At 64.9% G+C, this 20867-nt stretch carries 18 protein-coding genes; 6 read left to right on the top strand and 12 right to left on the bottom strand.

Features of this window, described 5'->3' with window-relative positions; translation table 11 throughout:
• Positions 1-27 precede the first annotated feature (27 nt).
• Positions 28-900, bottom strand: a complete 873-nt coding sequence (locus tag AABE10_RS27540; RefSeq protein WP_342936373.1) for a sulfurtransferase — start codon at positions 898-900, stop codon at positions 28-30.
• Positions 901-1182: 282 nt separating this feature from the next.
• Between AABE10_RS27540 and dnaE the strand changes: the two genes are divergently transcribed.
• The gene (gene dnaE, locus AABE10_RS27535; protein WP_342936372.1) at positions 1183-4770 is read left to right on the top strand and encodes a DNA polymerase III subunit alpha; all 3588 of its coding nucleotides are present in this window, start codon (positions 1183-1185) and stop codon (positions 4768-4770) included.
• An 82-nt stretch (positions 4771-4852) separates the two neighbouring features.
• Here dnaE and AABE10_RS27530 read toward each other — a convergent pair whose 3' ends face one another.
• Positions 4853-5620, bottom strand: a complete 768-nt coding sequence (locus tag AABE10_RS27530) for a glycosyltransferase family 2 protein (RefSeq protein ID WP_342936371.1) — start codon at positions 5618-5620, stop codon at positions 4853-4855.
• 407 nt (positions 5621-6027) lie between these two features.
• On the opposite strand from AABE10_RS27530, the gene msbA reads away from it, so the two are divergent.
• The 5 genes from msbA to AABE10_RS27505 all read left to right on the top strand — a co-directional run bounded on the left by msbA (position 6028) and on the right by AABE10_RS27505 (position 12948).
• Positions 6028-7821 carry a lipid A export permease/ATP-binding protein MsbA gene (msbA, locus tag AABE10_RS27525; RefSeq protein WP_342936370.1) on the top strand — a complete coding sequence of 598 codons (1794 nt, stop codon included), beginning with the start codon at positions 6028-6030 and terminating at the stop codon, positions 7819-7821.
• Between the two features lie 138 nt (positions 7822-7959).
• Complete coding sequence (locus tag AABE10_RS27520; RefSeq protein ID WP_342936369.1) at positions 7960-9042, top strand: glycosyltransferase family 4 protein; 1083 nt, start codon at positions 7960-7962, stop codon at positions 9040-9042.
• Between the two features lie 263 nt (positions 9043-9305).
• The gene (locus tag AABE10_RS27515) at positions 9306-10433 is read left to right on the top strand and encodes a glycosyltransferase family 9 protein (RefSeq protein WP_342936368.1); all 1128 of its coding nucleotides are present in this window, start codon (positions 9306-9308) and stop codon (positions 10431-10433) included.
• Positions 10430-11698: an O-antigen ligase family protein gene (locus AABE10_RS27510; protein WP_342936367.1), complete on the top strand. Its 1269-nt coding sequence runs from the start codon at positions 10430-10432 to the stop codon at positions 11696-11698. Before AABE10_RS27515 ends, AABE10_RS27510 begins: the two co-directional genes overlap by 4 nt.
• The gene (locus tag AABE10_RS27505) at positions 11695-12948 is read left to right on the top strand and encodes a glycosyltransferase (RefSeq protein ID WP_342936366.1); all 1254 of its coding nucleotides are present in this window, start codon (positions 11695-11697) and stop codon (positions 12946-12948) included. Before AABE10_RS27510 ends, AABE10_RS27505 begins: the two co-directional genes overlap by 4 nt.
• Positions 12949-13074: 126 nt before the next feature.
• Here the strand turns inward: AABE10_RS27505 and AABE10_RS27500 are convergent, their stop codons facing one another.
• The 10 genes from AABE10_RS27500 to purD form a co-directional block, all read right to left on the bottom strand.
• Entirely contained in the window at positions 13075-13371 is a 297-nt protein-coding gene (locus tag AABE10_RS27500) for a hypothetical protein (RefSeq protein ID WP_342936365.1), read from the bottom strand.
• 154 nt (positions 13372-13525) lie between these two features.
• Entirely contained in the window at positions 13526-13696 is a 171-nt protein-coding gene (locus tag AABE10_RS27495; RefSeq protein WP_342936364.1) for a hypothetical protein, read from the bottom strand.
• Positions 13697-13833: 137 nt separating this feature from the next.
• Entirely contained in the window at positions 13834-14058 is a 225-nt protein-coding gene (locus tag AABE10_RS27490; protein WP_342936363.1) for a hypothetical protein, read from the bottom strand.
• A 76-nt stretch (positions 14059-14134) separates the two neighbouring features.
• Positions 14135-15604, bottom strand: a complete 1470-nt coding sequence (gene rng, locus AABE10_RS27485; RefSeq protein ID WP_342936362.1) for a ribonuclease G — start codon at positions 15602-15604, stop codon at positions 14135-14137.
• 7 nt (positions 15605-15611) lie between these two features.
• Positions 15612-16241, bottom strand: coding sequence for a Maf family protein (locus AABE10_RS27480; RefSeq protein WP_342936361.1), 630 nt, complete (start codon positions 16239-16241; stop codon positions 15612-15614).
• A gap of 165 nt (positions 16242-16406) precedes the next feature.
• Positions 16407-16877 (bottom strand): 23S rRNA (pseudouridine(1915)-N(3))-methyltransferase RlmH, encoded by a 471-nt coding sequence (gene rlmH / locus AABE10_RS27475; RefSeq protein ID WP_342936360.1) that lies wholly within the window; start codon positions 16875-16877, stop codon positions 16407-16409.
• Between the two features lie 76 nt (positions 16878-16953).
• Positions 16954-17409, bottom strand: a complete 456-nt coding sequence (rsfS, locus tag AABE10_RS27470) for a ribosome silencing factor (RefSeq protein WP_342936359.1) — start codon at positions 17407-17409, stop codon at positions 16954-16956.
• Between the two features lie 4 nt (positions 17410-17413).
• The gene (locus tag AABE10_RS27465) at positions 17414-18151 is read right to left on the bottom strand and encodes a nicotinate-nucleotide adenylyltransferase (RefSeq protein WP_342936525.1); all 738 of its coding nucleotides are present in this window, start codon (positions 18149-18151) and stop codon (positions 17414-17416) included.
• A 75-nt stretch (positions 18152-18226) separates the two neighbouring features.
• On the bottom strand, positions 18227-19159 hold the full coding sequence (hemF, locus tag AABE10_RS27460; RefSeq protein WP_342936358.1) for an oxygen-dependent coproporphyrinogen oxidase: 933 nt from the start codon (positions 19157-19159) through the stop codon (positions 18227-18229).
• 374 nt (positions 19160-19533) lie between these two features.
• The gene (gene purD / locus AABE10_RS27455; protein ID WP_342936357.1) at positions 19534-20811 is read right to left on the bottom strand and encodes a phosphoribosylamine--glycine ligase; all 1278 of its coding nucleotides are present in this window, start codon (positions 20809-20811) and stop codon (positions 19534-19536) included.
• Positions 20812-20867 lie beyond the last annotated feature (56 nt).

Here is a 20867-nt window from a genome sequence, read left to right as displayed (position 1 = left end):
CGAACCATCACAGCGTGCGCGCGCGGATTACGCAGCGCGCGCCGCGCTGGCGTGTTGCGCTTGTGGATGGCACGCGGCGCAGGTCTTGCCGGGCACGTAGTACGGCGACTTCTGGTCTTCCGGCGTGACGACGGCACGGCAGCCGAAGCACTGCACGGTGGCCGTCGGTTGCAGATCCGGATCGAGCGAGGTGCGATAGTCGAATACGAAGCACTCGCCATTGTAGTGCGCGCCGCCCACTTCCTCGAAGTACTTCAGAATGCCGCCTTCCAGCTGATAGACGTTTTCGATGCCCACGTCCTTCATGTGGATCGCCGCCTTCTCGCAGCGAATGCCGCCCGTGCAGAACGACACGACCGTCTTGCCTTCGAGGTCCGCGCGGTTCTGCTCGATGACGTCCGGAAACTCGCTGAACTTCGTGATGCGGTAATCGAGCGCGTTATCGAACGTGCCGACATCGACTTCGAACGCATTGCGCGTGTCGAGCATCACGACGGGGCGGCCTGCGTCGTCGTGACCGCGGTCGAGCCACGCTTTGAGCGTGCGCGCATCGACGGCGGGCGCGCGGCCCAGCTCCGGCTTGATGGCCGGCTTCTTCATCGTGATGATTTCGCGCTTGAGCTTGACGAGCATCCGGCGGAACGGCTGCGTCTCCGACAGGCTCTCCTTGAACTGAAGCTCGGCGAATTTGCCCTCGAAGAGCGGATCGTGACGGATGTAGTCGATGAATTCGCGCACTTGCGCGATTTCACCGGCGATAAACAGGTTGATGCCTTCCGGCGCGAGCAGGATCGTGCCGCGCAAGCCAAGTTCGTTGCAGCGGGCGGTGACGAGCGGCCGCCATTCGATCGTCTTGTCGAGCGTCGAGAACTGGTAAGCCGAGAGATTCAGGATATTCATGCTGGTCCAGCGATAAAGCGCCGTGCCCCGGCGCGCGTCGATGGCGGGCGCAGCACGTGTACGGCAGGGAATTGGTACGAACCCGTATTATCCCTCATCCTGCGGATCGCTTTGCAATCTGCCGGGCGGCATATTGACTTGCGCGCGAATAGCCTGAATGGCCGACCCACATGCGCGCGGATCGCCGCCGTAAAAGCCGCATGCGCGAGCCCGCCTGGCCGGATGGCCAACGGGTCGATTCAAGGGCGTTTTGCCGAAAATTTTCGGGAGGGCGGAGTTACAATGTCGCCCATGTCAGATCCCCGCTTCGTCCATCTCCGCGTTCACTCCGAATTCTCGATTGCCGACGGCATCGTGCGCCTCGACGACGTCGTCGCCGCCGCTGCCAAAGACGGTCAGGGCGCGCTCGCGCTCACCGATCTCGGCAACGCATTCGGTCTCGTGCGTTTCTACAAGGAAGCCCGCGACAAAGGGGTCAAACCCATTGCGGGCTGCGATGTCTGGATCACGAATCCCGACGACCGCGACAAGCCTTCGCGTCTTCTGCTGCTGGTCAAGAACAAGACCGGCTATCTGAACCTGTGCGAACTGCTGTCGAAGGCGTGGCTCACGAACCAGTATCGCGGACGCGCGGAAGTCGAGACATCATGGCTCGAAAGCGGACTCGCCGAGGGACTGCTCGCGCTGTCGGGCGCGCAACACGGCGACGTGGGCATCGCGCTCGCGGCGGGCAACGAGGAAGCCGCAAAGCGTAATGCATCGCGTTGGGCGAAAGTCTTTCCGAACGCGTTCTATATCGAACTGCAACGCAGCGGACAGCCGGGCGCCGAGACGTACGTGCAGCAAGCGGTCGCACTGGCCGCTTCGCTGAAGCTGCCTGTCGTCGCGACGCATCCGCTGCAGTACATGACGGCCGACGACTTCACCGCACACGAAGCGCGCGTGTGCATTTCCGAGGGCGACATTCTCGCGAATCCGCGTCGGCAGAAGCGCTTTACGACGGACCAGTATTTCCGCACGCAAGAGGAGATGGCCGCGATGTTCGCGGACATTCCGTCCGCGCTCGCAAACACTGTCGAAATCGCGAAGCGCTGCAATCTCACGCTCGAACTCGGCAAGCCCAAGTTGCCGCTGTTCCCGACGCCGGACGGCATGTCGCTCGACGACTATCTCGTGCAGCTGTCGAAGGAAGGGCTGGAAAAGCGTCTCGAGCAGCTGTACCCCGATCAGGCCGAACGCGACGCGCAGCGCGAGACGTATTACGCGCGTCTCGATTTCGAATGCGGCACGATCATCAAGATGGGCTTTCCCGGCTACTTCCTGATCGTCGCGGACTTCATCAACTGGGCGAAGAACAACGGCGTGCCTGTCGGGCCGGGCCGGGGCTCGGGCGCGGGCTCGCTCGTCGCATACGCGCTCGGCATTACCGATCTCGATCCGCTGCGCTACAACCTGCTGTTCGAGCGTTTTCTGAATCCGGAGCGGGTATCGATGCCCGACTTCGATATCGACTTCTGCCAGCACGGCCGCGATCGCGTGATCCAGTACGTGAAGGAGAAGTACGGCGCCGATGCCGTGTCGCAGATCGCGACGTTCGGCACGATGGCCGCGAAGGCAGCCGTGCGCGATATCGGCCGCGTGCTCGATCTCGGCTACATGTTCACGGACGGCGTCGCGAAGCTGATTCCGTTCAAGCCCGGCAAGCACGTCACGATCGCCGACGCGATGAAGGAAGAGCCGCTGCTGCAGGAGCGCTTCGACAACGAAGACGAAGTGCACCAGTTGCTGGAACTCGCGCAGCGCGTGGAAGGCCTGACGCGTAACGTCGGCATGCATGCGGGCGGCGTGCTGATCGCGCCCGGCAAGCTGACCGACTTCTGCCCGCTCTATACGCAGGGCGACGAAAGCGGCGTCGTGAGCCAGTACGACAAGGACGACGTCGAAGCCGTCGGCCTCGTGAAGTTCGACTTTCTGGGACTGACCACGCTGACCATTCTCGACTGGGCCGAGCGCTACATTCGCCGTCTCGATCCGTCGAAAGAGAACTGGTCGCTCTCGCAAGTGCCGCTCGACGACCCCGCGTCGTTCTCGATCCTCAAGAAAGCGAACACCGTCGCCGTGTTCCAGCTGGAAAGCCGCGGCATGCAGGGCATGCTGAAGGACGCGCAGCCCGACCGCTTCGAGGACATCATCGCGCTGGTCGCGTTGTACCGCCCCGGTCCGATGGATCTGATCCCGAGCTTCTGCGCGCGCAAGCACGGCCGCGAAACAGTGGAGTATCCGGACCCGCGCGTCGAGCCTGTTCTGAAAGAGACCTACGGCATCATGGTCTACCAGGAGCAGGTGATGCAAATGGCGCAGATCATTGGCGGCTATTCGCTGGGCGGCGCCGACCTGCTGCGTCGCGCGATGGGCAAGAAGAAGCCCGAGGAAATGGCGAAGCATCGCGAGATCTTCGCGGAGGGCGCGGCGAAGAACGGCCTCACCCGCGAGAAGTCGGACGAGATATTCGACCTGATGGAGAAGTTCGCGGGCTACGGCTTCAACAAGTCGCACGCGGCCGCGTATGCGCTGCTCGCGTACTACACCGCGTGGCTCAAGGCGCATCATCCCGCCGAATTCATGGCGGCCAACATGTCACTCGCGATGGACGACACGGACAAGGTCAAGATCCTGTTCGAAGACTGCCTCGCGAACAAGATGGCCGTGCTGCCGCCGGACATCAATCTGTCCGCGTATCGCTTCGAGCCGGTTGCTGAAAGTGACGGCAAGCGCTCGCGCACGATCCGCTATGGCCTGGGCGCGATCAAGGGCAGCGGGCAGAACGCAATCGAAGAAATCTTGCGCGCGCGCGAAGAAGGTCCGTTCGTCGATCTCTTCGATTTCTGCAATCGTATCGATCGCCGCATCGTCAACCGTCGCACGATCGAGGCGCTGATTCGTGCGGGCGCGTTTGATTCGCTGCACGAGAACCGCGCGCAACTGCTCGCGTCGGTGTCGCTCGCGATGGAAGCCGCCGATCAGGCGAGCGCCAACGCGATGCAGGCGGGTCTGTTCGACATGGGCGATGCGCCGTCGCAAGGGCATGAGCTCGTCGATGAGCCTGTATGGCCGGACAAGCGCCGCCTGCAGGAAGAAAAGACGGCACTCGGCTTCTATCTGTCGGGCCATCTGTTCGATGCGTACAAGGACGAAGTGCGCCGCTTCGTGCGGCAGAAGATCGGCGAGCTGAAGGAAGGGCGCGACAAGCTGGTGGCGGGCGTCATCGTTTCGCTGCGCACGCAGATGACCCAGCGCGGCAAGATGCTAATCGCGCTGCTCGACGATGGCACGGGTCAGTGCGAAGTGACCGTATTCAACGAGCAGTTCGAGGCGCACAAGCAGCTCTTCAAGGAAGACGAACTGCTCGTCGTGCAGGGCCAGGCGCGCAACGACGCGTTCACGGGCGGCATCCGCTTCACCGTCGATACGCCGATGGATCTCGGCCGCGCGCGCACGCGCTATGCGCAGGCAGTGAAGGTGCGGATGAACGGCAACGCGGATGCACACGCACTTCGGCGTGTGCTCGAAGCGCATTGCGCGAAGCCGGAAGACGCCGAAACGGTTGCGCCCGCTGCTGCGTCGAGCCGCGGCGGCCGTGGCGCTCAGTATGGGCAGAATGGTCAGGGCGGTCAGGGCGGCGATATGGGCCGTGGGCAGCGCCCGTTCGCGCCGATGCCGAACGGTCTCGCCGTGCAGATCGTCTATCGCAGCGACAACGCGGAAGGCGAGGTGCGGCTCGGCGACGCTTGGCGCGTGAAGCCGACGGACGAATTGCTCGCCGCGTTGCGCAATGAGTTTTCGGGCAGCGCGATCGAGATCGTCTACTGAGTGACCGACTGATCTTTCGGGCAATCGATCGGGTAATCGGGCGAGAGAGACGCCTGCTCGCGCGAGCGGGCCTCGCCTTCGTTCACCGCTCTGAAGCGTCCTTGCGTCCCAGTTGCGCGAGCTTCACGAACCGGTAGTACACGGTTTCCGCGTTGAACATCGCGATCATGAAGCCGGCGCGCCCATCGAGAAATCCGCGCCGCAGCAAGTACGTCCGCACGAACGCCCACGCGCCTCTTGCGACAGCCTTGCCGAAGCTGCCGCGCTGGCCGGCCGCATGACGCTGTTGCGCGCCCAGCGTCGAATACGCGTCGAGCTTGCGCAACACCGTCTCGAAGTCTTCGTACGAGTGATGCATCAGCTTGCCTTCGAGGCGCTTCGCGGGCGCATCAAACATGAGCCGCTCGTGCACGAGATCATCGGAAAAGCGCGCGGCGCCGCGTTTGAAGAGGCGCGGAATCCAGTCCGGATACCAGCCGCTGTGGCGCACCCAATGACCGCAAAACGCCGACAGCCGATCGATCGCGTAGACATCCGCGACGGGCGCGGCGAGCGCGCTCGCAATCGAGACGGCCAGTTCGGGCGTGACGATTTCGTCGGCGTCGATGGACAGGACCCACGTCGTGTTGAGCGCGTCGACCGCGCGGTTCTTCTGCGGGCCGAAACCCGGCCAGTCGGCGTGCGTGATCACGCGGGCACGGTGCGCGCGGGCGATCTCGATGGTGCCGTCGGTGCTGCCGCTGTCGACGACGACGATCTCGTCGGCGAACGCGACGGCCCGCAGACATTCGTCGAGCCTGCGCGCGGCATTCTTCGTGATGATGGCGACGCCGAGCGTGGGTTGTGTCATGCGAGTCGAAAGGGGGAGGAAAGGCGGACGGCGCGCTCTGCTGCTGAAGCGCCGTCGGTGGCCGGCGAAAGTTGCGCAAGTAGAAAGTTGCGCAAGTATACACAGCACAGCGCACGTCACATTCCGCGGCGCCGAAAAGACAGCCCCGAAAGACCCGAAAGACCCGAAAGACCCGAAAGACCCGAAAGACCCGAAAGACCCGAAAGACCCGGCACAACCTGTGCGCCGCACGAAATCCGCTTGCCGGACCCATGCGCCAATCCGCCGATGCGGGCTTTCAGTGCCATTCGGCCGACCCGGGATAGCAACCCGGACGGTTTACAATGTCGCATTTGCAAATCCGCCCGAGGGGCGGTTCATGGACGCGGCGGAACGCCGTGAAGCGCGTCCGCATTTCAGAGGATCTCTTGAGCGCCAAGCCAACGTTAAGCAAGCCCATCGGCTCGGGTGAAGTATCGTCGTCAGTCGTCGTGCTGCGCCGTCTGTGGCCGTATGTGAAGCCGCTCATCTGGACCGTCATCGCCGCCATCGCGACGATGGGCGCCGTCGCCGCCACCGAGGCCGGCATTCCCGCGCTGCTCAAGCCGCTGCTCGATCATGGCTTCGGTGCGCACGGCAGCGACAGCGCGAAATGGTACGTGCCGCTCGCCGTGATCGGCCTCGCGCTCGTGCGCGGGATCGCGCAGTACGCGTCGGGCTATCTGCTGTCATATGTATCGAACCGGATTCTGCTCGACCTGCGGCTCACGATGTTCAACCGGATGATTCACGGCAGCGTCGCGTTCTTTCAGCGCGAGACGGCGAGCACGGTGATCAACGCGATCGTCTTCGAGGTGAACCAGATCCTGAACGTGCTGACGGGCGTGATGGTGACGCTCGTGCGCGATTCGCTGACGGTCGTCTTCCTGCTCGGCTATCTGTTCTATCTGAACTGGCGCCTCACGCTGATCGTCGCCGTGCTGCTGCCGGGTATCGGCTGGCTGGTCGGCAAGATCAACCGGCGGCTGCGGCGGCTGAACCGCGAGCACCAGACGCTCACGAACGAGCTGTCGTACATCGTCGAAGAGACCGTGGGCGGCTACAAGGTCGTCAAGGTCCACAACGGCGAGCAGTACGAAATCGACCGCTTCACGCAGATGAGCAAGCGCCTGCGCGGCTACTCGATGCGCATGACGGTGTCGGGCGGTCTCGCGCAGCCGCTCACGCAGTTCCTCGCGTCGATCGCGCTCGCGGTCGTGATCACGATCGCCGTCGTGCAGTCGTCGCACGATCAGACGACGGTCGGCGGCTTCGTCGCGTTCGTCACGTCGATGCTGCTGATCATTTCGCCCCTCAAGCACCTGATGGACGTGAACCAGCCGCTGCAACGCGGCATGACGGCAGCCGAGCTGATTTTCGGGCTGATCGACGAGCCGTCCGAGCCGGAGGGCGGCGGGCGCAAGCTGGAACGGGCGACGGGCGAGGTCGAATTCCGCGACGTGTCGTTCATGTACGGCGCGAGCGGTCCGATGCAGCGGCAGACGCTCGATACCGTGTCGTTCAAGGTCGCGCCGGGCGAGATGGTCGCGCTGGCGGGCCCGTCGGGCAGCGGCAAGACGACACTCGTGAACCTGCTGCCGCGCTTCTTCGATCCAAGTGGCGGCGCGGTTCTCGTCGACGGCGTCGCGCTGCCCGAGTACGGCATTCACGAGTTGCGCAGCCAGATCGCGATGGTGAGCCAGGACGTTGTGCTGTTCAACGACACGATCGCGAACAACGTCGCGTATGGCCAGACAGCCGACGCCGAGCGCGTAGAAGCCGCGCTGCATGCGGCCAATCTGTGGGACACGGTGGCTGCGATGCCGAACGGCATCGACACGCTGATCGGCGACAACGGCATGATGCTGTCGGGCGGCCAGCGCCAGCGGCTCGCGATCGCGCGCGCCGTCTACAAGGACGCGCCCATCCTGATTCTCGACGAAGCCACGTCGGCGCTCGATTCCGAATCCGAGCGCCATGTGCAGGCCGCGCTCGAAACGCTGATGAAGGGCCGCACGACGCTCGTGATCGCGCACCGCCTGTCGACCATCGAACGCGCGGACCGCATTCTCGTGCTCGACGCGGGGCGCATCGTCGAGCGCGGCAGTCATCGCGAACTGCTCGCGCAAAACGGGCTGTACGCGCATTTGCATCGGATCCAGTTTCAGCAGCATGCGGCGTGAGCGGATGCCCGCGCGCATCGCTGACCGCGCGGCCCGGCGGCTCGCCTCGTCCGCGCCCGTTGCCGCCAATGTGCCGCCTCCGCACCGCGCGCGCGGCATTCATGCCCGTTCCGTCGACGCTCCGGTAAAGCCCCTTCAATGCTAAAAATCGGAATCTCCGCCAACGCGCTCAGATACAGCGGCGGCCTCGAACGCTACGCGATGGATCTCGTGCGTGGATTCGCAGGCATAGGCATCGAGCCTGCGTTCTTCGCGCGGCGCTTCGACATGACGGTGCCGGAGAGCGGGCTCGTCGAGCGTCATCGAATCCCCGTGTCGCTGCTGCCGGGCAAATGGCGAGATGTGTGGTTTTCGGCCCGTCTGCTCCGCGCGCGCCGCGCCGCGCGCGTCGACGTGCTGATCGGCTGCAACCGCGTCGATTCATCGGATATTGCGATCTGCGGCGGCACGCACATCGGCTTTCTGCGTGCGACGCGCCGCCCGACGAAGCGTTCCGACCGACGGCAGATCGAACTCGAAAAGCGCCAGTACGAACGCGCGGCGGTGATCGTCGCGCATTCCGATTTGATGCGCGACGAGCTGATCGAACTTTACGCCGTCGATGAAGCGAAGATCGAAGTGCTCTATCCGCCCGTCGACGGAGCGCGCTTCACGCCCGTCGACGCCGCGACGCGCGCCGCGCTGCGCAAGCGCTACGGCTTTGCCGACGACGAAATCGTGCTGCTGTTTCCGTCGAGCAGCCATCAGCGCAAGGGCTTGCCGCTGATCGAAGCCGCGCTGCGCGACATCGATCCGCGCGTGGTCGTCGCCGTCGCGGGCCGGCCGCTCGACAGGCCGGCGGAGCGCATCCGCCATATCGGCTACGTGCGTGAAATCGAGGACTGCTACCGTGCCGCGGACTTCACGATTCTCGCATCCGAATATGAGCCTTTCGGATTGGTCGGCGTCGAGTCGGTGATGTGCGGCACGCCCGTTATCTTCCCGTCGACGATCGGCTGCTGTTCGGCGATTGCCGGGCAGGCGAAGTTCGTCTTTGCACACGGCGACGTGGCCGCGTTGCGGGCGGCGATCGAGCGCGCAGTGACGACGTTACCGGTCGAAGAAGCGCATGCCGTTGCCGGCCCGCGCGTTCCGGCCGGCTCAGTGCTCTACGACACGAGCGTGGCGGCTCACGTCGCGACGCTCTTGAAGCTGGCGCAGCGCGTGAGCCGTGCCCGCTAGCCGTTTGCGGGACTGCGATTGGAGGGCCACATGGTAAAATCGGGCGCTTCTGATGCGGATTATTCGTCGAACGATCGCGTATTTCGGGTGACTGGCAACGGAAGTCATTGCGCTCCTTTTTTGCGATAGATTGCGCTCACGTATCAGCGGGCATCAGAGATGACACCGTCGGAAATGTTTTGTATGAGAAAAGTGCGGCCCGCTGCCACTGAGGTGAGCAGCAGACGGGAATCGCTGGAGACGGCCCACGCGGCGATCACCCAATGAGCCGACTGTCCGGACGTATTCGAATCTTCGCGCGCGCCATTCCGCGGCTCGCGCTCAAGCCATTGCGCCGCAGGCCCGCCGCGCCGGCGCGCATCCTGATTGCCCACCATCTGCTGCTCGGCGATACGCTGCTGCTGACGCCGTTGCTGGCGAAGCTGCGCGCGCAGTATCCGCGCGCGGACATCGTGCTCGCGTGCCCGAAGCCGATCGTGCCGCTGTATGCCGCGCGGCCGTTCGACGTCACGGCGCTGCCGTTCGATCCGCGCGATCTGTCGACGGTGCAGGGCGTGTTGCGCTCGGGCCCGTACGATCTGGGCATCGTCGCGGGAGACAACCGGCACAGCTGGCTCGCGCTCGGCGCGGGCTGTCGCTGGATCGTTGCGCATGCAGCCGATGTGCCCGCGTGGAAGAACTGGCCTGTCAACGAACATATTCCGTATCCGCCGGAGCCGGCCGCGTGGGCCGACCTCGCGGCGGAACTGGCGGACGGCGAGCCGCCGCGTCGCTACCGCACACAGGATTGGCCGGCGCCCGCCGCTTGCGCCGTGGTGGACGAACGGCTGACGCAGCGGCCGTATGTCGTGCTTCATCCGGGCGCGAGCACGGCCGTCAAGCGCTGGCCGGACGCGCGCTGGCGCGAAGTCGCCGAATACGTTGCCGGCCTCGGATACTTGCCCGTATGGAGCGGCGGCCCCGGCGAAACCGATCTGATTGGCCGCATCGATCCCGATCCCGGGCACCCGAATCTGGCGGGACGGCTCGGGCTCGGCGAGCTGTGGCATCTGTTCGCCGGCGCACGTGCGGTGGTGTGTCCGGATACGGGTGTCGCGCATCTGGGGCGTCTCGTCGGCGTGCCGACGATTGCGCTCTTCGGTCCTGGCAATGCGCAGATTCACGGCGCCGGTCAATATTGGAGCGACGTGCCGTTCGTGCCCGTCACGATCGCCGATATGCCGTGCCGTAACGAGCCGTTTATTTTTCGCCGCGAGGTGCCGTGGGTCCGCCGTTGCGACCGCAACGCCGAGACGTGCGTCGACTGGCGCGGCGATCACGCTGCCTGCATGGGTCGCCTGACGGTCGATTCCGTCTGCCGGGCGTTGAGCGTTGCACTGGGAGTCTCATGAAAAACTTGGCGGCGCGCGGAGAGCGCGTGCTTTGGGTTGCCTGCCCGATCATCCTGTTTGCGGTCATGTTCGGACACATGACCGCGATCGTCTATAACGGTCTCGCGCTGCTGGCCATCGGCACGCTGTGCGCCGCATGCGCACCGGACACGCCGGCGCTGCGCCGCTGGCCGCTCGTGCTGCCGATCTGCGCGTGGGCCGCATGGGCGCTGGCTGCCGTCGTGTGGTCGCGCGCGCAGCCCGCCAGCCTGCATCAGTGGTTCGACGAGATTCTCTATCCGTTCGTCGCCTTTCTCGGCTTCTGGGTCGTCGGCAGCCGCACGCAGCGGCCGACGTCCTTCGTCGCCGTCACGTGGATCGCCGCGGCGTTGCTGGCGCTCACGAGCATCGTCAACTGGGGCCATCTGCAGCCGCCCACGGCCGATACATTCCTGCTCCACTACTACAACCGCGTCGGCCATACGAGCACGCTGGCCGTCTTCGCGATGCCGCTCTTCTCGGGCGTGATGCTGCGCGCGCGCTGGCGGGCAGTCGGCATGACGGGGCTCATCCTGTGCCTGTTCGTCGGGCTCGCCACGCTCAATCGTTTCTTCTGGCCCGCCGCGGCGATCACGCTGCTGGTCGCGCTGTTTCCGTTCTATCGCCAGCGGATGCTGATCGCGGGCGTGGTGTGCATCATCGCGGCCGCCGTGGCGCTCGGAAGCCTCGAACTCAGCGCGCGGCTGCGCTACGGCGACGCGGCGCCGCGTCCGGCGCAAGGCGACTTCCACATCGGCGGACATCAGATTTATCTACCGCCCGCGCTGGTGGGGATCGGCGACACGGTGTCGAACGACACGCGTCCCAAGCTGTGGGCGTTCTACGAGCGTGTGGGCGCAGAGCATACGTGGACGGGCATCGGTTTCGGAAAGCCGCTTCCGGGCATCGCCTATCGGAACCAGATGCCTGCGAGCCTGCTCACGCTCGAGCCTCAGGCGCTGACGCATGCGCACAACCTGTTCATCAACACGTGGCTGCAGACGGGGATCATCGGCCTCGCGCTGCAATCCGTGCTGCTGCTCGCGCTCGTCGCGCGCTTCTGGAGTTTCCGTCACGTCGAGCCGCTCGTCAGCGCAGCGGGCATTGCGCTCGTCGCAGGCATGCTCGCGAAGAACCTGACGGACGACTTCATGTGGCAAACGACGATTCTCGCTTTCTGGTCTTTCTCCGGTCTGCTGCTGGGCATCGGCGAGCGCAGCCGCGATATGCGCAAGGTGATGTCATGACGCTCCGCCACGAATCCCGCAAACCGGTTGCCGCCCACGATGCGCCAGAGCGGGCCGGCGACGGCGCGCCGCTGCGCATCCTGTTTCACATCAACGACTTCGGCAAAGGCGGAACGGAAACGTCGTTGCTCGCGTGGCTCAATGCGTTGGACCGACGGCATTTCGCGCCGGCCGTCTCGGTTGCGTATCCGACCGACGATCTCGCGTTCTGGCAGGCCCATTCGATTCCCGCCGATGTCCCCGTCTACGTGCTGGCGGAGCCGGGCTGGATGCACGGCACGCATTTGACCGCGCGCAAGCGCAAGCTGAAGGGCGCGAAGAAGCTCTATCACAAGCTGTTGACGTATGGCGTCGTCAGGCCGCTGGCCGCGCGCCGCTTCACGCGCATCGCGCGAAGTTTCGACATCGTCTGCGACTACGATTTTTCGCTGCGCCATCTGGCTGGCCGCTGCGACGTGCCCGTGGTCGGCGTGAGCCACTTCAGTCTCGCGACCCGTATCGGCAACCGCGGCGCGCGCTTTCTCGCGCGACGCATGAACCAGTACCGGCGCTATGCCGCCGTCGCCATGATCACGCCCGCCATGTCGCGTGAAGCCGAGTCGCTCTTCGGCAGTGACCGGTTGAACCTGGTCGAGCTGCCCAACGTGATCGACATCGCGCGAATCCGGCGCGACGCGACCGCGAGCGTCGACTATCCGGCGAATCCGTACATCGTGTCGGTGGCAAGGCTCGACGAGGGGCAAAAGGATACTTCGACGCTGCTGCGCGCGTTCGCCGAAGTCTGCCGACGCGCCGTGACGCCGCTCGATCTCGTGCTGATCGGCGAAGGCCGCGACCGCGCGAAGCTGGAGCAGCTCACGGCCGAGCTCGGCATCGGCGCGCGCGTGCAGTTCCTCGGGTTTCGCGCGAATCCGTTCCCGTATATTCGACGCGCGGAGATGCTGGTCCTGAGCAGCCGCTACGAAGGCTGCCCGATGGTGCTGGGCGAAGCGATGGCGATCGGCACGCCCGTCGTTTCCGCCGATTGTCCGACAGGGCCGCGCGATCTTCTGGACGGCGGCGATGCGGGTCTGCTCGTGCCGCCAGGCGATGTCGGCGCGATGGCGTCGGCGATCGAGCGCCTGCTGACGGACAGCGCCGCGCGCCGGGCGCAGATCGAAAATGCCAACAGGAAAGTGGCGTCGCTCGCGCCGGAAAACGCAAGCCGACGCATGCTGCAACTCGTGCGGCGGCTTCGCGGGATGAAGTAAATGTCGACGCGATGATCGGCTGACACTGCGATTGCGTCGCGCTGGGCGTGTGCGTGCACGCGCGCGCACGCGAAGCACGCGGTCGTTGCGGTCTCTGCGGTGATGTGCGCCTCGTTGGAAGGCGCTCTACACGCCGCTCGTCACCAGCGACAACACCGACAGATCCGGATGCGTCCCTTCGACGATGCTCTTGCCGACGTGCACGGCTTCATACGTCGCATCGTCGAGCGTCTTGAACGACTCCTCGCCATCCGCGTGAAAGGGCACTGCGTGGCCGGGCAGTTTCGAATCCGCACCGGGGTGGCACACGTAGCCGATGTACGTGTAGCGCTCGCCGCCATCCTTCGGGGACGGCGCGACGTGAATTTCGAAGCCTTCATATTCGACCGTCTGCCAACGCAGGGTTACGGCGTCGTTGGGCATGATTGCCTCCGTGCAGGGCGGGCGCGTCGATTGGCCGGTGGGTAACGGGCGAGACGGACGCTGCGCCGCGTGTCATGCGCCGCGATGCGCGGCGCGGTGATGTCGAACGATTCAGCGCGAATGGCGCGGCATTGGATGCTCAGCGAGAGCGGGATCAGTGCCGATGCCGCATGCGTTCCCACCAGCGATGCCCATCGAAGCGGCCCAACATCCTGTCGCGAAGAGGATGATCGGGGTGATCGCGCCGCCACTGATGCGATAGCAGCGTCGCGATGACGGCCAGCACGACGATGCCGACCACGATGCTTACCATTGATTCAGCCATGGCAGCCTCCGTCTATTGCAACTGCATACGGGAAGTCTAGTTGATTTGTTAGAACAGGGCGGCGATGCCCTGTCCACGCTTTCCTCGACGCCGTCCCCGATCAATCTTTGTAACGCCTACACGGAATCCATTGAAACTCAGTATCGCCTGTCGATGCGGCGCGCATCGGCGGAGCGGTTTTCATCATCGGCAAAGAGCGCTTCCAAGCCGAACAGCCACGCGATGCCGAACGCCAAAATGCCGGCCGCCGAGCGTTTGGGCAGTGTAGGCACGTTGCCGGGCGGTGCGCTGCAAAGCCTGTCGTAGCAGGCTTCCGGCAAGGGTTCCGGGTCGTCGGTGTACTCGAATTGTTCTGTGTGCATGTCGCCTCCGCGTGTGGTGACATGCGTTGACGCAATTGCTGTGCCACGAGAGGCGCAGACGGGAAGGGCGATGTGGCTACATCAGCACGATGTCGTACTGTTCCTGGCTCAGATTCGACTCGACCTGCAACGACACCGGCTTGCCGATGAAATCGATCAGCATCGCGAGATGCTGGGATTCCTCCTCGAGGAACAGGTCGATGACCTGTTGGGACGCCACCACGCGAAACTCACGCGGATTGAATTGGCGCGATTCGCGCAGGATTTCCCGCAGCACGTCGTAACAGACGGTGCGCGCCGTCTTCACCTGGCCCTTGCCCTGGCACACCGGACAAGGTTCGCACAACACGTGCGCGAGCGATTCGCGCGTGCGTTTTCTCGTCATCTCGACGAGCCCGAGCTGCGAGAACCCGTTGACCGTTACGCGCGTTCGGTCGCGCGCGAGCGCCTTCTTCAGTTCGTTGAGCACCTGGTCGCGATGCTCGGCGTTTTCCATATCGATGAAGTCGATGATGATCACGCCGCCCAGGTTGCGCAGCCGCAGTTGACGCGCAATGGTATGCGCCGCTTCGAGGTTGGTCTTGAAGATGGTGTCGTCGAAATTGCGCGCGCCGACGTAGCCACCCGTGTTGACGTCGATGGTCGTCATCGCTTCCGTCTGGTCGATCACGAGATAGCCGCCCGACTTCAGATCGACGCGCCGTGACAGCGCGCGCTGGATTTCCGTTTCGATGTTGTAGAGATCGAAAAGCGGGCGCTCGCCCGTGTAGTGATGCAGCTTCGACGACACGGCCGGCGTGAACTCGGCCGCGAACTCCGAGAGCATCTGATACGTCTCGCGCGAGTCCACCTGAATGCGCGTGGTCTCGTCGTTGACGAAGTCGCGCAGCACGCGCTGGGCGAGATTCAGGTCCTGATAGAGCAGGCTCGTGGCCGGCATGCGCTGCGCCTGCGAGAGTATCGTCGCCCACGTCTTGCGCAGATATGCGACATCGGCGGCCAGCTCTTCGCTCGTCGCGTCTTCGGCGATGGTGCGCACGATGTAGCCGCCTTTCTCGTCGACGGGCAGCACCGACGTGAGCCGCGCGCGCACGGCCTCGCGCTCCGCTTCGCTCTCGATCTTCTGCGAGATGCCGATATGCGGCTCCTGCGGCAGATAGACGAGCGTGCGCCCTGCGATGCTCACCTGCGTGGAAAGCCGCGCGCCCTTGGTGCCGATGGGGTCCTTGACGACCTGGACCATCAGCGTCTGCCCTTCGAAGACAATCTTCTCGATGGGCTGATGCGGCGCCGGTTGCTGCGTTTCGCCCGCAAGCCGCGGATGCCAGATATCGGCGACATGCAGGAACGCGGCACGCTCCAGACCGATGTCGATGAACGCCGACTGCATGCCCGGCAGCACGCGCACGACCTTGCCGAGATAGACGTTGCCGACCCGCCCGCGCGACAGCGTGCGTTCGACATGAAGCTCCTGCACTGCGCCCTGCTGGACCAACGCGACGCGCGTCTCCTGTGGCGTGACGTTAATCAGGATTTCTTCGTTCATGGTGTTGTTAGAAGTCGATGCGGGCCGCGCGCAGAAGGGCAGCGGTTTCAAACAATGGCAAACCCATGATACCTGAATAGGACCCGTCGATATGCTCGATGAACTCCGCCGCGCGCCCCTGAATGCCATACGCGCCTGCCTTGCCGAGCGGCTCGCCGCTGGCCGCGTAGCGCCGCAACGCATCGCTTTGCACCGCAGCAAATCGCACGCGCGACACCGACAGCGCGGGCTTCAGCAACTCGCCCTGCGCATCGACGACGGCAACGGCCGTCAGCACCTCATGATCGCGGCCGGCGAGACGCGTGAGCATGGCGACGGCGTCGTCGGCATCGACGGGCTTGCCGAGAATCGCGTCGTCGATCGTGACGGTTGTATCGGCAACAAGGACGGGCGCGTTGGGATGGCTTCCCGCCACCAGCCGCGCGCGCGCCGCTTGCGCCTTCGCGATGCTCACGCGCATCACGTAATCGTGCGCGAGTTCGCCGGGCAGTTCGGCTTCGAGCGCTTCGGCATCTTCATCGGGACGCGGCAGCAGCAGTTCGAAGCGCACGCCGAGTTGGGTCAGCAGTTCCTGACGGCGCGGGCTTTGCGACGCGAGATAGACGAACGGCCAAGCAGCAGCGGACGAAGTGGACATGGATCGGTATTCAACGGAAAGAGAAGGGTGCAGCTTCGGCAACACGAAGCGGACGACAGGTGATGAGCGTACCAGACGAGGCTAGCGCCGCGCACCTGGCCGTTCGGCCAGGTTGCGCGCGATGATGTGCGGCCGGAAGATGGCCGGCATGTTCAGACCCGAGGTTCAGGCCCGATGATACGGATGATTCTGCGTGATGGTCCACGCGCGATACAACTGTTCGGCAAGCAGCACGCGGACCATCGCGTGCGGCAGCGTGAGGCTCGACACGCGCAGCATCATGTCGGCGCGCGCCTTCAGTTCGGGGTCGAGCCCGTCGGCGCCGCCGATCAGAAACGCGACGTCGCGTCCGTCCTGCTGCCAGGAGGGCAGCGCGTTCGCCAGCTGCATCGTGGTCCAGTCCTTGCCGCGCTCGTCGAGCGCGACGATGCGCGCGTTCTTCGGCAGCGCGGCTTCGATCTTCTGCCGCTCGGCAGCCATCACGCTCTCGGCGGAGCGGCCCGACGAGCGTTGCTCCGGCTTGATCTCACGCAGTTCGATGCGCAGTTCAGACGGCATCCGCTTCGCGTATTCGTCGAAGCCCGTCGCGATCCAGTCGGGCATCTTGTGACCGACAGCGAGGATGTGCAGTTTCATCGTCGGGATTGCGCCGGATCAGATGGATGCGCAGCCGTGAGCGTGGCCCACGGCGCGAATGGCGCCGGCGCCGCGCTCATGAGCGGCGCCGTGCGGACGCCTTGCGTGCGGGGCGCGCGACAGGTGCTTCTTCTTCGTCTTCATCGTCGATCGGTTCGGACGGACGGGCGCCGCCGAACGGGTTCGGCGCGGACAGCTTCACGCGCACGGGCTTGTCGCCCCAGATCTCTTCGAGGTTGTAGTACTGGCGCAGCGCCGGTTGCAGGATGTGCACGACGGCATCGCCGCAATCCACGAGCACCCATTCGCCGATGTCTTCGCCTTCCGTGCTGACGATGTCGCCGCCCGCTTCCTTGACTTTCTCGCGCACGCTCGAGGCGAGGGCCTTGGTCTGCCGGTTCGACGTGCCGCTCGCGACAATCACACGGTCGAACAGTTCGGTCAGGTGGCTGGTGTTGAACACCCGAATGTCTTGCGCCTTCACGTCTTCGAGTCCGTCGACGATTGCGCGTTGCAGCTTGCGTATATCCATGAGTTTACCGGTGGTACAGATGATGTTGAACAATATAGTCCCACACTGCGGTGGGGACATGACTCTGCGCGGACACGGCAGTGCCGTTCGTGGCGTCTGCGGCGCCGTCCGCGTGGTTTTCGAGCGATGCGCGCAGTTGGGCGCGAATGTCGGTCGCCGATACGTCGAAGGCCAGCGACGTGTCGATCAGCAGATGACCGGACGGCGTCGCCTGCAGAACGTCCGCGTTCGCGGCGCGCTGCGCGATCGTCGCGGCGACGGCGGGCGGCACGGCCTTCACGTCGAAGCCGGGGCGCGTCGCGGCGGCGATATGCGCATAGTCGAAGAGGCGCTGCCAGTCGTGCCATGTATCGAGCCGCACCAGTTGATCCGCGCCGATCAGCAGCGCAATCGACGCATCTGCGCCTTCGCGTTCCCGCCAGCGCTGCAGCGTATCGACCGTGTACGTGGGGCCTTCGTGCTGGATTTCATCCGTTGCAACGCTGACGGTCACGCCCGGCAACTTCAGCGACGAAGCGGCGGCGCGCGTCATCGCGAGCCGATGTTCGGCCGCCGACACGTCCTCCTTCTGCCAGGGCTGCCCAGCCGGCATCAGCACGAGTTCGGTCAGCTTCAGCAGGTCGGCGAAACGTCGCGCGAGCGCGAGATGGCCGTCGTGGATCGGATCGAACGTGCCGCCGAGTATCCCGATGCGGCGGCGCAGCGCCCGTTTCAAGGCGGCGTGTTGAGCGGTCGAATTCAGTTGCGGTTCCTTTGCCTGTCGGTTGGAGCGGGTGACACAGTGGTAACACAGCGGGTAACGTGCCGGCGACGCGAGTCAGATCCACTCGCGGGCCACGAGAAAATCGCTGTACAGGCGCGCTTCCGGCGTGCCCGGCTCGGGCTGCCAGTTGTAGCGCCAGTTCACGACGGGCGGCATCGACATCAGGATCGACTCGGTGCGGCCGCCGCTTTGCAGGCCGAACAGCGTGCCACGGTCGAACACGAGGTTGAATTCGACGTAGCGGCCGCGCCGGTAAGCCTGAAAATCGCGCTCGGCTTCGCCGTATGCGATGTCGCGGCGTTTCTCGATGATGGGCATGTACGCGTTCAGGAACGCATCGCCGACGCTCTTCACCATCGCGAACGACTGCTCGAAGCCGGGCTCCGCGTAGTCGTCGAAGAAAATCCCGCCGATGCCGCGCGGCTCATTGCGGTGCTTCAGGAAGAAGTAATCGTCGCACCAGCGCTTGAAGCGCGGATACAAGTCGTCGCCGTACGGCTGCAGCGCGTCGCGGCACACGCGGTGAAAATGCTGCGCGTCTTCCTCGAAGCCGTAGTAGGGCGTGAGATCCATGCCGCCGCCAAACCAGAACACGGGCGCTTCGCCTGCCTTCGTCGCAACCAGCAGCCGCACGTTCATGTGAACCGTCGGGCAGAAAGGGTTGCGCGGATGCAGCACCATCGAGACGCCCATCGCTTCGAAGCCGCGTCCCGTCAACTGCGGACGCAGCGCGCTTGCCGAGCCCGGCAACGCATCGCCTTGCACGTCCGAAAAGCCGATGCCCGCGCGCTCGAAGAACTGGCCGCCTTCGAGGATGCGCGTGCAGCCGCCGCCGCGCAGCTTGCCGCCGGGGGCGCGCTGCCAGTTGTCGGTGGCGAGCGGCGTGCCGTCGAACGCGCCGAGCGTGTCGGCGATCTTCGTCTGCAAACCTTGCATCCAGGCCCGGACGGCGTGGACATCGTTGGCGTCGTGAATCGAATCAGTCATATCGTTGTGGCGCGGCACGTCGAAACGCTGGCGCAGTCGAGATTCAATGGGGCTTCGTCAGGCCTTTATTGGGCCTCGGTCGGGCTTTGGTCAGGCCTCGATCAGACCGTCAGCCGCGGGTACCCTGGCCGTTGCGGGGGCAGGCGGAATACGGCCCATTGTCGCTTATAGCTGACGCCGCCAGCTTCAAGTGTAGCGCCGGCGCGGCTCGACGACCCGGAAAGGGCCAGAAGCGGCCAGAACCGAGCCCGGATCGAACCCGAACCGAAAATCCGTACCGAACCCAGAATCGAACCGGATCGGACGGCCCCGCAGGGCCGTGCAGAGGCGAGTTCGCCGCGCCGCATAGCGCGCCCCTGCCGGAGCAGGCAGGCTCAGCTGTGCTTGCGGTTGGCCGCGCGATAACCGATGTCGCGGCGGTACTGCATGCCGTCGAACGAAATGTGATTGATCGCTTCGTACGCGACCGACTGCGCGCTGCGTACCGAATCCGCGAGACCCACGACGCACAGCACGCGCCCGCCCGACGTCGTCAGCTTGCCGTCCGCGAGCGTCGTGCCCGCGTGGAACGTGACGGCGTCGGCGGTTTCCGGCGGAATGCCGCTGATGAAATCGCCCTTGCGTGGCGCGTCCGGATAGTTGTGCGCGGCCAGCACGACGCCCAGCGCCGTGCGGCGGTCCCATTCGAGATCCACCGTATCGAGCGTGCCCGCGATCGCGGCCTCGACGACCTTCGAGAAGTCGCCCTTCAGGCGCGCCATGATCGGCTGCGTTTCCGGATCGCCCATCCGGCAGTTGAACTCGAGCGTCTTCGGGTTGCCTTGCGCGTCGATCATCAGGCCGGCGTACAGGAAGCCCGTGAAGCGGATTCCTTCCTGTTCCATGCCGCGCACGGTCGGCAGGATGATTTCGCGCATCACGCGGGCGTGCATTTGGGGCGTGACGATAGGCGCGGGCGAGTAGGCGCCCATGCCGCCCGTGTTCGGGCCCTGATCGCCGTCGAGCAGGCGCTTGTGATCCTGGCTCGACGCGAGCGGCAGCACATGCTTGCCGTCGACCATCACGATGAAGCTCGCTTCCTCGCCGGCGAGGAACTCTTCGATTACGACGCGCGCGCCCGCGTCGCCGAGCTTGTTGTCCGACAGCATCATGTCGACGGCCGCATGCGCTTCTTCCAGCGTCTGCGCGACGACCACGCCCTTGCCGGCCGCGAGGCCGTCGGCCTTGATGACGATGGGCGCGCCCTTGGCGTCGATGTAGGCGTGCGCGGCGGCGACATCCGAGAAGGTTTCGTATTCGGCGGTTGGAATCGCGTGGCGCTTCATGAACGCCTTCGCGAAGTCCTTCGAGCTTTCGAGCTGCGCCGCCTCGCGCGTTGGGCCGAAAATTTTCAGGCCGCGCGCGCGGAAGATGTTGACGATGCCCGCCGCGAGCGGCTGCTCGGGACCGACCAGCGTGAACGCGATCTGTTCTTGCTCGACGAAGTCAGCGAGCGCGTTCGGGTCGGTGATGCCGACGTTGCGCAGGCGGTCGTCCTGCGCGGTGCCGCCGTTGCCGGGCGCGACATAGACGAGCTGGACGCGCGGCGACTGCGCGAGCTTCCATGCGAGCGCATGTTCGCGACCGCCGGAACCGACGACGAGTAACTTCATGTGATTCCCCGAATACTAAAAACCGTGAACGGCCCGCGCGGCGGCGCGAGCCGTGG

Origin of the sequence: Paraburkholderia diazotrophica, assembly GCF_038900755.1 — a bacterium.
In the GTDB taxonomy this organism is placed as follows: Bacteria; Pseudomonadota; Gammaproteobacteria; order Burkholderiales; family Burkholderiaceae; genus Paraburkholderia; species Paraburkholderia diazotrophica_A.
This window is presented reverse-complemented; position numbering and strand designations above follow the sequence as displayed.

Bases quoted from the DNA above. Each gene is read 5' to 3' on its own strand.
- AABE10_RS27540 (WP_342936373.1), bottom strand. From the start codon at position 900: ATGAATATCCTGAATCTCTCGGCTTACCAGTTCTCGACGCTCGACAAG.
- AABE10_RS27520 (WP_342936369.1), top strand. From the start codon at position 7,960: ATGCTAAAAATCGGAATCTCCGCCAACGCGCTCAGATACAGCGGCGGC.
- AABE10_RS27495 (WP_342936364.1), bottom strand. From the start codon at position 13,696: ATGGCTGAATCAATGGTAAGCATCGTGGTCGGCATCGTCGTGCTGGCC.
- dnaE (WP_342936372.1), top strand. From the start codon at position 1,183: ATGTCGCCCATGTCAGATCCCCGCTTCGTCCATCTCCGCGTTCACTCC.
- rlmH (WP_342936360.1), bottom strand. From the start codon at position 16,877: ATGAAACTGCACATCCTCGCTGTCGGTCACAAGATGCCCGACTGGATC.
- AABE10_RS27490 (WP_342936363.1), bottom strand. From the start codon at position 14,058: ATGCACACAGAACAATTCGAGTACACCGACGACCCGGAACCCTTGCCG.
- AABE10_RS27480 (WP_342936361.1), bottom strand. From the start codon at position 16,241: ATGTCCACTTCGTCCGCTGCTGCTTGGCCGTTCGTCTATCTCGCGTCG.
- rng (WP_342936362.1), bottom strand. From the start codon at position 15,604: ATGAACGAAGAAATCCTGATTAACGTCACGCCACAGGAGACGCGCGTC.
- AABE10_RS27500 (WP_342936365.1), bottom strand. From the start codon at position 13,371: ATGCCCAACGACGCCGTAACCCTGCGTTGGCAGACGGTCGAATATGAA.
- AABE10_RS27505 (WP_342936366.1), top strand. From the start codon at position 11,695: ATGACGCTCCGCCACGAATCCCGCAAACCGGTTGCCGCCCACGATGCG.
- AABE10_RS27510 (WP_342936367.1), top strand. From the start codon at position 10,430: ATGAAAAACTTGGCGGCGCGCGGAGAGCGCGTGCTTTGGGTTGCCTGC.
- rsfS (WP_342936359.1), bottom strand. From the start codon at position 17,409: ATGGATATACGCAAGCTGCAACGCGCAATCGTCGACGGACTCGAAGAC.
- purD (WP_342936357.1), bottom strand. From the start codon at position 20,811: ATGAAGTTACTCGTCGTCGGTTCCGGCGGTCGCGAACATGCGCTCGCA.
- AABE10_RS27530 (WP_342936371.1), bottom strand. From the start codon at position 5,620: ATGACACAACCCACGCTCGGCGTCGCCATCATCACGAAGAATGCCGCG.
- hemF (WP_342936358.1), bottom strand. From the start codon at position 19,159: ATGACTGATTCGATTCACGACGCCAACGATGTCCACGCCGTCCGGGCC.
- AABE10_RS27515 (WP_342936368.1), top strand. From the start codon at position 9,306: ATGAGCCGACTGTCCGGACGTATTCGAATCTTCGCGCGCGCCATTCCG.